Here is an 11827-nt window from a genome sequence, read left to right as displayed (position 1 = left end):
ACTGAAAGCAGTTTTTTTATTAGGGTATAATAAGTTAAATTTCACTGATTTCTGGTGTGTTTTTAATTTTGGCGATTTTAATTCAGCGATTTTGGGTATAGTAAAAAAAACTTTAAATATCCAGATCAGACAGCGCATGCAAATTATTAATTTTACCTGCTTTCGACATTTTTACACAGATTTCAGCTAAATTTACAAAACCTTTACAATGTGTTAAAACGCGATTAATAGTTTAGCTTTAATGTATTACATGTAGGACAAAACAACCATATCTCTTAGGGGGACCAAAAGAAATGAAAAAGTTTAAGTTCTTGGCACTATCAGCAGTGATGAGTACATTGCTCGCAGTTACTGCAGCATGTGGAAACGGAACTGAAGGGGACAATGAAAACACCGATTCAGGCACAGGTACTGAAAACGCACAATTATCAGGTGACATTAATATCGACGGATCTTCAACTGTATATCCAATCATGGAGGCAGTTGCTGAAGAATATCAAATGGAACAGCCGGATGTGAAAGTATCTGTAGGATTCTCCGGGACAGGCGGCGGATTTGAAAAGTTTATTGCCGGCCAAACCGATATGGCCAACGCATCCCGTCCAATTAAAGATGAAGAAAAAGCCCAATTAGAAGAAAAGGGCATTGAATTCACAGAATTTAAACTTGCGAACGACGGCCTTTCAGTGGTTGTAAACCCTGATAATGACTGGGTTGATAATTTAACGGTAGAAGAACTAAAAAAAATGTGGGTCAATGATGGTACAACAAAGAAATGGTCCGATATTCGTGAAGGATGGCCGGAAGAAGAAATTAAGTTTTATTCACCGGGAACAGACTCCGGAACTTATGATTATTGGAACGAAGTGATCCTTGAAGACGAAGAAATGGTTCAAGGCGCAACACAATCTGAAGACGACAATGTTCTCGTTCAAGGCGTTGGCAATGACAAGAATGCGATCGGATTCTTCGGTTACGCATACTATGTTGAAAATAAAGACAGCTTAAAAGTAGTACCGATTGATAATGGTGAAGGTCCGGTTGAACCGACAAATGAAACGGTTGAAAGCGGAGAATATGCACCACTTTCCCGCCCATTATTTACTTATGTAAGCAATGAAGCAGTAAAAGAAGAGCATGTGTACGATTACATGACATACTTACTTGAAAACGCTGGCGCGCTTTCAGAAGACGTTGGTTATGTAAGCCTTCCTGAAGAAGACTATACTGCAGGATTGGAAACACTTGAAGGATTGAAGTAATACTGGTTTTGACAAGATGGGAAGCCCTTCCTTGGTGCTTCTCATCTTGTCATGTGGATGAAAGGGGTTTTTTATTTTGGCTGGCAATAAAATGTCAACAGCACAGTCTCTCTCAGTACGCGAGCTGATTCAAGCAAAAAAGCAAAGAAAAGGCACGCTGACCATCATGGAAAAAGTAGTCCCGATTATTCTGTTGGGAACAGCGGTTATTTCTGTTTTAACAACCTTTGGTATCTTATTTACACTTATTTTTGAAACATTTGAGTTTTTCAGCCGTGTTTCAATCGCGGAATTTTTCACATCTACTAAGTGGTATCCGTTTTCGGAAACATCGGGGTCATACGGAATTTTACCGCTTGTTGCAGGTACGTTAAAAGTAACGGCAATCGCATCGCTTGTCGCAGTACCGATTGGCATCGCATCTGCCATTTACTTGAGTGAATATGCTTCAGACAAAACCCGACGGATTATCAAGCCGATTTTAGAAGTGCTGGCCGGTATTCCAACGATTGTATACGGTTTTTTTGCATTGACATTTGTAACGCCACTTTTGCGCAGTTTCATACCTGGACTGGATTTCTTCAACGCACTAAGTGCAGGGATTGTTGTCGGAATTATGATTACGCCGATGGTGACCTCTCTTTCGGAAGATGCAATGTCATCGGTGCCGAGAACGATGCGTGAAGGAGCGTTTGCACTTGGTTCTACTAAATTTGAAGTAGCAATAAAAGTCGTGTTGCCTGCAGCTGTTTCCGGCATTGTGGCTTCTGTTGTTTTAGCTCTTTCCCGTGCCATCGGTGAAACGATGATCGTGACATTGGCAGCCGGGTCAACTCCGAGCCTGGAATGGGATGTAACTTCATCCATTCAAACGATGACAGCCTATATTGCGCAGGTTAGCTCCGGAGATGCCGGTTTTGGGACGACGATCTATTACAGCATTTATGCAGTGGGTATGACTTTATTTGTTTTCACGCTCGCGATGAACCTGCTTGCACAGTTTATCTCTCGCCGCTTCAGGGAGGAATACTAATATGAAACTAGTGGATCAAAAAATTGTTGAAAAGAAAATGCCGGCTCGGATTATGCGAAATAATCTTTTCAAAGGAATCTTCTTCATTGCTACATGCTTTGGATTAGTGGTTCTGGCGATTCTACTATATCGGATATTCACTCAAGGAATTGGCTATCTGAACTTGGACTTTTTGCAGAACTTGCCTTCAAGAAGACCTGAACAAGCTGGAGTAAAAACAGCGTTAATCGGGACAATATGGCTGATGGGGGTCATTGCGCCTGTTTCTTTGTTTCTTGGGGTAGGAACGGCATTATATTTAGAAGAGTATGCCAAGAAAAATAAGTTTAATGCATTCGTTAAAGTAAATATTTCGAACTTGGCTGGTGTGCCATCGATCGTATTTGGTTTGCTTGGTTTGACCATTTTTGCGCGTGCGCTTGCTTTGGGTAATAGCGTACTTACAGCCGGGCTGACGATGAGCTTGCTTGTTTTGCCTGTTATTATTGTCGCATCCCAGGAAGCGATTCGCGCCGTGCCAAGAGAGCTTCGTGAAGCGTCTTATGGGATGGGAGCGACAAAATGGCAGACAATCGTCCGTGTTGTACTTCCGGCTGCGATTCCGGGGATTTTAACTGGGGGGATTCTCGCGCTTTCACGTGCGATTGGCGAAACCGCCCCATTGCTTGTAGTCGGAATTCCATTGTTTATTGCGTTCACACCAACATCGATTTTCGACACTTTTACCGTTCTGCCAATGCAGATATATAACTGGACGAGCCGTCCGCAGGAAGAGTTTCATGCCGTTGCCGCGGCGGGGATTCTGGTGCTTCTTGTCCTATTATTGTTAATGAATTCAATTGCGGTAATCATCCGCAATAAATTTCAAAAGAGATATTAAGACCTGGACGATAAAGTTACTTTTCTTTTTGGATGAAGGAGGAAATCATATGAGTACGACAAAAGAGAAGACAGTTGTAATGAATATGGGGAACGATCAAAGAAATAACGTGGAAAATGCCGAAAAATCCATCGTTTATAAGACTTCAGGTTTGAACCTCTGGTATGGTGAAAACCAGGCTTTAAAGAATATTGACCTTGATATTTTCGAAAATGAAGTAACAGCGATTATCGGCCCTTCCGGGTGTGGTAAATCCACATATATTAAAGTTCTAAACCGGATGATTGAGCTCATTCCTGGCGTGCGCACTTCAGGAACGATTTCTTACAGAGGGCGCAATATTCTTGATCGCGATTATAAAGTAGAGGAATTACGCACGCAGGTTGGCATGGTGTTCCAAAAGCCTAATCCTTTCCCAAAATCAATTTATGAAAATGTAGCATACGGACCGAGGATTCATGGTATTCGTGATAAAAAGATCCTTGATCAAATTGTTGAAACGAGCTTAAGAGGAGCAGCGATCTGGGACGAAGTAAAGGATCGCTTAAACCAGAATGCTTATGGTTTATCAGGCGGCCAGCAGCAGCGTTTATGTATCGCGCGCTGTCTTGCGATTGAGCCCGATGTCATTTTAATGGATGAACCAACATCAGCCCTTGACCCGATATCAACACTAAAGGTCGAAGAACTTGTGCAGGAGTTAAAGAAAAACTTCAGTATCATTATCGTAACGCATAATATGCAGCAAGCAGCACGTATTTCTGATAAAACGGCTTTCTTCCTGAATGGAGAGGTTGTTGAATTTTCTGATACGGATAAAATATTCTCAACTCCGGCGGATAAACGGACGGAAGATTATATTACTGGTCGATTCGGGTGATAAGAAAAATCGTGCGAAACATCGCGCGATTTTTCATAATATAACTATTGTCTGCGTTTAAAAAACTGAGCGTTTCGAGGTACACGACTTACTGTTTGGCGACAAACCAGGGGTGGGGCACGCTTAGTGGGCCCGGCATTTGTCTGCTTTGAACGACAGGCTCACAAGGCATTCGCACTTTTCTTATATCATGGCGTGATGAAGGGAGACAATCACATGGTTGTACGGGAAAAATTTCAGGAAGAACTGAATGATTTACAAAGCAAGCTTAATGAATTGGGGCAATTGGCAAGTGAGGCGTTAACAAGATCTCTTGAGGCTTTGGAAACAAAAAACATCGAGCTTGCGCTGGAAATTATGGAAGACGATACGAAAGCTGATATTTTGGAAGAGGAAATCAATGATCTTGCCATTTTGCTGATTGCCAAGCAGCAGCCGGTAGCGATTGATCTGCGCAGAATTATCGTAGCCATTAAGATTGCGACTGACATCGAAAGGATTGCGGATTTTGCTGTCAATATTGCTAAATCGACGATCAGGATTGGCAATGAGCCGCTCGTAAAACCAATCGAGCACATCAAGCAAATGCACAAGCTGAATTTAGAGATGTTACAGATTGCTTTAGAAGGTTATACGGAAGAAGATGTTGTAAAGGGCAAGAAGGTTGCCGAAATGGATGATCACGTTGATGATTTATATGGGGAAGCCATTAAGGACCTTCTCCAGCTAAGTATTCAAAAGCCTGAATTCTTACCGCAAATTACCCAGCTGTCATTTGTATGCCGCTATCTGGAAAGAGCTGCTGATCATACTACGAATATTGCCGAAAGCATTATTTATTTAGTTAGAGGACGCCGCTACGATTTGAATAGTTAATAAAAAAAGGAGCAAGCGCAAGCTTGCTCCTTTAATTTTTTGTAATCAATTTCCCGATCTCCTCATAATCCATGTCCGTATGTATTTCAAAGGTTCCGACCTGGATTTTCGTGCTGTAGCCGGAACGACTCATAAATAACTCGAATTCACTAGGGTTTTCGATAATGCTCTGCTCGGCAAGGAGGCTGGCAATTTCCGAAGAGGTCATGCCGCTGGTAACTTCAAGCTGATACTCAGGTGCAGATTGCTCGGGAATCTGTTCTGGTTGTTCTGTACTTGCCGCTTCTTGTCTCTCTTTTTCGATCGTCTCAGGCGGACTCGCTTCTGTTCGTTCTTTACCAGTCCGTTTCAGTTCCATAAAATGATTTTGCGATAAAACGACATAGCCTTCAGCTTCGAGCTTCTTGATCGATTGATCAACAGACTGGGCCTGTTGTCCATCAATAAAAAAATAATATGAACCGATGCAGCTTACTGTGAATAAAATTCCAACTGCAAATGATCTTACACTTCGCTTATTCATAACGCGTCCCCTTATCCTAATTCCTGAAGAATCGAATCTACTTCACTCGTCGATAGAGACGATTGCCTGGCAATTTGTTGAGTCGTTAAGCCTTGCTGGGCAAGAGAAATAACCTGATTTTTTAAAATCGCGTGGACTTCCCTTCTTTCCGGAACAAACGAAGGCTGCAAATCTTCATAAACAAGAAGTTCTTCCTCGAGAACAGCCAGTTTCTTTTTGATTTGGTAGATTTCCTGCATTTGCTGCAATGAAAATTCATCCAGTTCATCGCGGATCTCCTTGTGCGGATCTTTCAGAAATATCGAAACAATGATTAATAGTATTGAAAGGGCAAGCATCCCTAACATCAAATACTCCATTATATACACCTCAGTTGTGTTCATTTATATATGACAAAAATATTTTACCATTAGAAACAGCAAATTTCGATGTTATTCGCATCAATAATTTTTCAGAAAAAGGATTGTCGGAAAAAGAAGATTAAAAAACGGCCGTTGTCGGAACATGTGTTAGTCATGAAAGATTCCTAAAAAAAATTGCAGGTTTTACATCAGTTCCACTGCACTCATCCAGGTTTATACAAGATCCGACAAAATGCGTTTATTGTGGGCTTTTCCTTTCAATGCTAACATAAAAGTAATCCTTTTGGTCATCATTCAGAAGCGTTCATGAATATATTATCCGTTTTAGTCATAATGAAATGAGGTGCTGCAATGATTGAGGAAATTATAAAGCTTCGCAGGAACGGGCTTTCGTTTCGTAAAATAGCCCTCGAGCTGGGCTCAACTGTCGGTAGGGTCCAATACCAGTGGAAAAAATATATACATGAAGAACGTAAAGGTTTGCGGACTGGCATCGTATCCAGACCGGAGCAAATCGACGTCAGAGCTGGAAACGGCTTTTCAGGGCTGGGTGATTCTGCTCCTCTTACAACGCAAGACGAGCTTGTTTTGTGGAGCGTTTCTGCTGACAAAGTTTATGCCTTTTGGAGACTTTCTCGCTTTATAAAGAACCTCGTCCAACAATACTTTGATCAGGATTATCACGATCTTTCAACAGTGCTGCGCCTGTATGATATCACTTCAATTATTTTTAATGGACATAATGCACATGGACACCATGAAATCATGATCGCGGAAGATGTGCAAAACTGGACTTTTAAAGGGCTGAAACCAAATCGTTCTTACTGTATAGAACTTGGCGTGAAACTGTCTGGAACGAAATTTTTCCCTTTGTTGCGATCTAATTCGATTCATATGACAAGAACTTCGGCACAACAGAGCGGAAAATTATTGAAGGACATTACAACATTTATGGAAAAATATGATTCTCCTCCTAATTGGATTGAACATGTCAGCACCTACAGCTATTATGAGAAAACGATTAGAAAAGAGGAGAGGGAATGACAAAAGTGAATTTTCAGCTTGTCTTATACTCAGACTTTTCCTATCTAGATATTGAGAGTTGCTTAGAAGCACAGCAAGTACCAGCCTATAAGTTTTCTGCAGAACTAATTCGCTTTCTTGACTATTTGCAAACATGCAGCCATGATGCAGTATTCCAGCTAGCTTTACCAGCTGTTTATTATGAACTGGCCGATCAGCCTGTTTTTCGACAAGCGTTGACGGAATATTTAGAAAAAAATGACGAACATCAACATATTCTTAAAGCATGGGCAAACTGGGAATATCGGATATCTGTACCAATTCGTCAGCTGATAAAGGATGGAAAGCTTGAGTTACTTGCCAGCCCGGCGACAGGGGCATTGCTGCCATTTATTTCTACACCGGCCGGCATGAAGTCACAAATAAACGAGGGGCTTTCGATTCTCGAGGATTACTTCCATGTAAAGCCGAAAGGATTCTGGTTTCCGCAATGTGCACACACGCCGGGGCTGGATTTGTATTTACTGAATGAAGGGTTCCAGTTTAGTTATCTACATGAACATGCGATAAAGTATGGGGACCCGCTCCCGAAGGCCGCAGGAGCTGAGCCGGTTCAGACTCCAAGAGGACTGACGGTTTTTCCAATCAGTGAACTTATCATCGATGACCTGTCGATGGAGATCGGCAGGAAAGTAAACGAGTTGGCTTCTATCAGCAACCAGCCGATATTGTCAACCGCGTTCGAACTCACTTTTTTTACAAGCGATCTTGCCAACTATATCGGGCAAATTACCGATCTTGCCGATGAAAAAATCATTTGCTGGCAGCAGGCAGGTGTTGTTCAGAAAGAGCCTGAACAAATCCACCTGAGCACCTCGGCATTGCCTTTTGGCCAATCCGAACAGCTGGTGGAGGAAAGACTTCTTCCTTATTTTGAAGAAAGCTTTTTAATTGAAAAAGAGCTTGAACAAATAGCTGGTAAGATTGAGGGGACCAGCGATCAGAAAACGGTCATGAAACAAATGATTGTTGAATGGACTTTATTAACCGGGCAAATAGCAAGCAAGAAGCACTTCAATAAAGCAGATGCTGATAAGCATATTTTCAACTACAAGCAATTAAAATCAGCTCTTTTGACAGGGGCAATTGGCAATCGCTTCGAACTCCCAAAAGGGTTTCCGCCAGCTGTGTTAACCTCCCTATCTGTTGATACATGGATAAATGAAGTGAAACCGGAAAAAGGGCATCAAATGCGCAATCAAAAGTGTAAAATTCTCATGTTAACGTGGGAGTATCCCCCCAATATTGTCGGGGGCCTCGCAAGGCATGTGCATGGATTGTCGGTCAGCCTCGCAAAGCAGGATTACGAAGTGCATGTGATCACTGCAATGGCTGATGGTTTGGTCCGCTTCGAATTAATGGAAGGTGTATATGTCCACAGGGTAACAGCATATAACGAAAAAGACAGTGATTTCCTGGCGTGGATGGGAGGCTTAAATGTAGCAATCGCTTCAAAAGCAGCCGAACTCTCATCACTCTTCCATTTCGATGTTATTCATGCCCATGATTGGCTAACCGGCAGTGCTGCCGCCGCTCTGAAAAAGTTGCTGAAGCTTCCTTTAGTAGTGACGATCCATGCAACCGAGCATGGGCGCAACAATGGCATTTATACCGAAATGCAGCGGTCGATTCACAGAAAAGAAACAAAACTGCTTGATGTATCGGACCATGTTATTGTCTGCAGTGAATTTATGAAAGAAGAACTTGGCCTTATTTTTGGGACGAATTCGACAAAGATATCTGTCATTGCCAACGGGATCGAGAAAGCACCCCGTACAGACACTGATAGTTCAGGATTGAACGGGCTTCCAATCTGCCATGATAAAAAACTTATTTTCTCGATTGGGAGAATGGTGGCTGAAAAAGGATTTGAAACACTAATTGAAGCCGCCAGCAAAATGAGACACCTTGAGGAAGATATTTACTTTATTATTGCAGGCAAAGGTCCGATGCTTGAGGTTTATCGAAAAATGGTAAAAGATTATCAACTCGAAAATTTTGTGTATTTACTCGGTTTTATTAATGACGAGCAACGGAACGCGCTAATGGCAGAATGTTCGATCACCATCTTTCCGAGCCTGTACGAGCCGTTTGGGATTGTTGCCCTTGAAGCAATGAGCTTTGGAAAGCCGGTGATTGTTTCAGAAACAGGTGGTTTGAAAGGATTTGTCCAGCATGGTAAAACTGGCTTGCTGATGGATCCGGGCAGCTCTGAGAACCTGATCCAACAAGCAGAATGGCTTCTTGAAAATGAGCAAAAGGCATTTGAAATTGGCGAACAAGGCAGAAAAATGGTTGAAAGCTTATTTAGCTGGAACCGGATCGCCGAGGAAACAAAGCGAGTGTTTGACGAAGCCCTTTTAAACTTTAGAATCTAGTTGTTCATTGATCTGAAAGATATGATCACATTTCTAGTAAAAAAAATAAAAACATAAAAGGTGTAAACATGAAAACAAAAGATGGTCCATTCTTTCGAGGAAACGTGCCAGCAGAATATAGGGAAACGGAACAACTTAAAGCAAAGCCGGGGATTTGGGTAAACGGAAAGATGTATTGGGTAGATAGCGGTTATGAAAAGCTTATACCAGAACAATTGCTTTCAATTAAAATGAACAGACACCATCCCCACTCTAAAATTCGTTTTTATGATATGTATGTAACAAATCATTCTCTCGAGCCAACCGAAATCAAAGTTCTCATGATGCATTCTTATGAAAATGCAACAAAAGACCATGTTACATTTATTTCCCCCGTAAAAAAAGTAATTTTTCATCTGACCGAAGACCATGTTTTTTTAATAAACGGTCACTATAACGGTGAACCAATGGAGGAGTCGACTGTCCAGCCACTCTGGAATATTGGTTCAGAAGCTTTTTGGAGCTGCGCTGAAAAAGGACGGCTCCGCTATCAGCCGATGGCAAAAGGATTGGCAGTCAGCATTTTCTCCCTTTCTTTGAAATTGGCAGCTAGGCAGACAGTCACAGCCAATGCATGGATGATGAAAGGATCGTCACAGGACGAGCTGTTTTATTTCAATCAGGCAGTTTTAAAAAATAGACTAGCATTTCCCTGCAAATAATGCTATTATAGAAAAGTCGTATGCACGAACTAGTTACACATAGTTTGGAGGGAAATAACATGCGTGTAAACATTACATTAGCTTGCACAGAGACTGGTGATCGCAACTATATCACTACAAAAAATAAACGAAATAACCCGGACCGTCTTGAGCTAAAGAAATATAGCCCAAGATTGAAACGTGTTACTTTACACCGCGAAACAAAATAAGCAGTGGGAGTTATTCCTGCTGTTTTTTTGTATAAAAAAATCGACTTTTACGTTATAGAAAGTCAGCGGCGAGACTGAGCATTTTAAATTCAACGAGAAAACAGGGAGCCCATTTTTAATCCATGCTTCCTGATTAAAAAACCCGCTGTTATCGAGCGGGTTTTCTTTTTGTACAGCTTTATAAACAGGGGGTGTGTGTTCATGAACAGGAAAAATGAGATTCGGAAAATAGTAAAAGAGCAGCTCGCTATTCTGAACAAACCATTATATGAGGATAAATCGTATCGGATCGCGACACAGCTGTATCAAGATAGGAGCTGGCGGGCAGCGAAGACGATCGGTGTAACGATATCAAATTTTCCAGAGGTTGATACATATCAAATCATTCGAAAAGCTTGGGAGCTTGGCAAGCGTGTCGTTGTGCCGAAATGTATTCCGGCGCAAAAGCAATTAATCTTCCGCACGATCGAAAGCTTTACCGATCTGGAAACAGTGTTTTTCGGATTATACGAGCCTGTTGAGGAGCTGACAACTGCAGTTGATGCCGAAAGCATCGATTTATTAATTGTCCCGGGCCTTGCTTTCGACCGGTGCGGTTTTAGAATTGGCTTTGGCGGTGGTTATTATGATCGATTTTTAGCTGATTATCATGGCGAGGCAATATCACTCGCGTTTCAAGCGCAACTGTTCGAAGAACTTCCAGTTGAGGAACACGATATTCCGGTTGCAAAAATTATTACTGAGACAGCAGTAATTGTTGCCGATGAGTAATACAGTGATTTTAGCGTTGTTCGTTGTCGCGTCTGCTATCCTCGCTTATTTATCTCATTCATTATCAAAAAGCGGGGCAATAGCCTCTGTCCTGACCGGCATTGCCATTGCTGCGGGAACTGGTCTGGAAGGATTAATCTTGTTGGGGGTCTTTTTTGTCAGTTCAAGTTTATGGTCAAAATATCGGGCCGGAGAGAAAGCTTTTGCCGACAAACACGAAAAGGGTTCCAGGAGAGATTGGAAACAAGTACTTGCGAACGGAGGCATTCCGGCATGTTTGGCCTTGGTTCATTATTACACGCATGATCCAGTCTGGATCGTCGGTCTTTCAATCGCTTTTGCCGCCGCTAATGCCGATACATGGGCGTCTGAAATCGGCTCACTCAGTAAAACCCAGCCAGTGCTGATCAGGAATTTCCAGCGGGTTGAGAAAGGGACCTCAGGTGCTGTTACCGTTAAGGGGACGGTAGCTGCTTTGTGCGGCTCTCTGCTGATTGCCATTTTAGCTGCATGTTTATTTCAATTTAATTTTACCCTTGCCTTGTTGGTTTTCTTACTGGGGTTCACAGGGAATCTTATCGATACTCTCTTAGGCGCATATCTTCAAGCAGCTTATCAGTGTACTCACTGCCGCTCAGTGATCGAAAAAAACAGCCATTGCGGCAAACAGGCGCAGCTTATTAAGGGCTTTCGGCTATTTGATAATGACGCCGTCAACTTTTTATCATGTTTGATCGCGGCGGCAGCGGGAATGCTCTTATATTAGTGGGTTCGCAGCCAAATGGAGTAAAGACGCGTTTACACTGCCAGCAATTGGTGAAAATAGATTAAAGTACGATGTACAGTCCAGTTCATATCACTGTATACAG

General features: G+C 42.1%; 13 protein-coding genes. 11 read left to right on the top strand and 2 right to left on the bottom strand.

Translation table 11 applies throughout. The features are described from left to right. Positions 1-293 precede the first annotated feature (293 nt). From CVD23_RS01635 to phoU, 5 genes are all read left to right on the top strand, one after another. Complete coding sequence (locus CVD23_RS01635) at positions 294-1262, top strand: PstS family phosphate ABC transporter substrate-binding protein (RefSeq protein ID WP_101575603.1); 969 nt, start codon at positions 294-296, stop codon at positions 1260-1262. 91 nt (positions 1263-1353) lie between these two features. Next, entirely contained in the window at positions 1354-2295 is a 942-nt protein-coding gene (gene pstC, locus CVD23_RS01630; protein WP_101575819.1) for a phosphate ABC transporter permease subunit PstC, read from the top strand. A gap of 1 nt (position 2296) precedes the next feature. Continuing rightward, positions 2297-3175 (top strand): phosphate ABC transporter permease PstA, encoded by an 879-nt coding sequence (gene pstA, locus CVD23_RS01625; RefSeq protein ID WP_101575604.1) that lies wholly within the window; start codon positions 2297-2299, stop codon positions 3173-3175. A gap of 79 nt (positions 3176-3254) precedes the next feature. After that, complete coding sequence (gene pstB, locus CVD23_RS01620) at positions 3255-4055, top strand: phosphate ABC transporter ATP-binding protein PstB (protein ID WP_219619904.1); 801 nt, start codon at positions 3255-3257, stop codon at positions 4053-4055. A 216-nt stretch (positions 4056-4271) separates the two neighbouring features. After that, positions 4272-4931, top strand: a complete 660-nt coding sequence (gene phoU / locus CVD23_RS01615; RefSeq protein WP_101575820.1) for a phosphate signaling complex protein PhoU — start codon at positions 4272-4274, stop codon at positions 4929-4931. A gap of 31 nt (positions 4932-4962) precedes the next feature. Here the strand turns inward: phoU and CVD23_RS01610 are convergent, their stop codons facing one another. Further along, positions 4963-5454 carry an endolytic transglycosylase MltG gene (locus tag CVD23_RS01610; protein ID WP_101664949.1) on the bottom strand — a complete coding sequence of 164 codons (492 nt, stop codon included), beginning with the start codon at positions 5452-5454 and terminating at the stop codon, positions 4963-4965. An 11-nt stretch (positions 5455-5465) separates the two neighbouring features. Continuing rightward, positions 5466-5813 (bottom strand): hypothetical protein, encoded by a 348-nt coding sequence (locus CVD23_RS01605; protein WP_101575607.1) that lies wholly within the window; start codon positions 5811-5813, stop codon positions 5466-5468. A 354-nt stretch (positions 5814-6167) separates the two neighbouring features. Here CVD23_RS01605 and CVD23_RS01600 point away from each other — a divergent pair, with 354 nt between their 5' ends. The 6 genes from CVD23_RS01600 to CVD23_RS01575 all read left to right on the top strand — a co-directional run bounded on the left by CVD23_RS01600 (position 6168) and on the right by CVD23_RS01575 (position 11724). After that, on the top strand, positions 6168-6860 hold the full coding sequence (locus CVD23_RS01600; protein ID WP_101664947.1) for a DUF4912 domain-containing protein: 693 nt from the start codon (positions 6168-6170) through the stop codon (positions 6858-6860). Then, entirely contained in the window at positions 6857-9277 is a 2421-nt protein-coding gene (locus CVD23_RS01595) for a glycosyltransferase (RefSeq protein WP_101664944.1), read from the top strand. Before CVD23_RS01600 ends, CVD23_RS01595 begins: the two co-directional genes overlap by 4 nt. Positions 9278-9345: 68 nt before the next feature. Then, positions 9346-9978: a hypothetical protein gene (locus tag CVD23_RS01590; protein ID WP_101664942.1), complete on the top strand. Its 633-nt coding sequence runs from the start codon at positions 9346-9348 to the stop codon at positions 9976-9978. Between the two features lie 59 nt (positions 9979-10037). After that, positions 10038-10187: a 50S ribosomal protein L33 gene (gene rpmG, locus CVD23_RS01585; protein ID WP_101575611.1), complete on the top strand. Its 150-nt coding sequence runs from the start codon at positions 10038-10040 to the stop codon at positions 10185-10187. Between the two features lie 201 nt (positions 10188-10388). Continuing rightward, a complete protein-coding gene (locus tag CVD23_RS01580; protein WP_180955493.1) occupies positions 10389-10958 on the top strand; it encodes a 5-formyltetrahydrofolate cyclo-ligase in 570 nt (189 codons plus the stop codon). After that, positions 10951-11724 (top strand): DUF92 domain-containing protein, encoded by a 774-nt coding sequence (locus CVD23_RS01575; protein WP_101664938.1) that lies wholly within the window; start codon positions 10951-10953, stop codon positions 11722-11724. Before CVD23_RS01580 ends, CVD23_RS01575 begins: the two co-directional genes overlap by 8 nt. Positions 11725-11827: the final 103 nt, after the last annotated feature.

Source organism: Bacillus sp. V33-4 (assembly GCF_002860225.1).
Lineage (GTDB): Bacteria > Bacillota > Bacilli > Bacillales > Cytobacillaceae > Bacillus_BJ > Bacillus_BJ canaveralius.
The sequence above is the reverse complement of the archived record's forward strand: the minus strand, read 5'-3'. Positions and strand labels throughout refer to the sequence as shown.